General features: G+C 40.6%; 2 protein-coding genes and 1 pseudogene. All 3 read right to left on the bottom strand.

Annotated elements, in window-relative coordinates; translation table 11 throughout:
* Positions 1-126, bottom strand: a pseudogene (locus tag PSI23_RS21860) (ORF6N domain-containing protein); the annotation flags it as partial.
* An 85-nt stretch (positions 127-211) separates the two neighbouring features.
* Positions 212-400: a PerC family transcriptional regulator gene (locus tag PSI23_RS21855; RefSeq protein ID WP_273557026.1), complete on the bottom strand. Its 189-nt coding sequence runs from the start codon at positions 398-400 to the stop codon at positions 212-214.
* A partial coding sequence (locus PSI23_RS21850) for a hypothetical protein (protein WP_273557025.1) occupies positions 387-609 on the bottom strand: 223 nt, incomplete at its 5' end. The genes PSI23_RS21855 and PSI23_RS21850, both read right to left, overlap by 14 nt.

Below are 609 nucleotides of genomic sequence, written 5' to 3'. Positions count from 1 at the left end.
AATTTGCTTTGATGTCGCACCATATCCCGCCGCTAACTGCTCAGTCGTCACAACACGCTGACCGCGATATTCGACAATCTGTAGCTCTTTGGCGGATACTGGAACTAATTCATTTTTCTTGATCATTATTTTACTTCCTTAATTTCAATCTTCATTTTCTTGGCATAACGACGCATCGCTCTATTTAGTGGTACTCTTTTTCTTTTCGCCATTACCATCCCTCCCGAATAGTTATTCTTGCTTGTCGGGCGCAGCGCAGATTATTCTTGGTGCATTCCTGTTCTTGTTTTTTATTGCAAGATAATGAAAGTGCCTCACCCCATTTATTGGCAGCACGGCGAAATAAGCCTTTTAGTTCTAAACTTTGGGCTAATTCTTTTGCCTGTTCATATGTGGTCATTACTCACCACCTGTTTATTTATGTGTTTCTTCAATGCTGCTGCCATTTGTCGGTTTTCTTTCTGAGTTCTCATTGCTTTGCTATAACTGTTATGCAATGAATGCCTTTTTTCGTTATGCTCCTGACGATATTCAGACCATAATTGAGTATTAAGGCTGGTGGCTACTTCTTTGGCCTTCCCCCAATATAAAGCTGCAAGGTCGTATTTT

The organism is Xenorhabdus yunnanensis (assembly GCF_028598805.1).
In the GTDB taxonomy this organism is placed as follows: Bacteria; Pseudomonadota; Gammaproteobacteria; order Enterobacterales; family Enterobacteriaceae; genus Xenorhabdus; species Xenorhabdus yunnanensis.
This window is presented reverse-complemented; position numbering and strand designations above follow the sequence as displayed.

Excerpts from the sequence above, each read along its gene's own strand:
- PSI23_RS21855 (WP_273557026.1), bottom strand. The coding sequence starts at position 400 with ATGACCACATATGAACAGGCAAAAGAATTAGCCCAAAGTTTAGAACTA.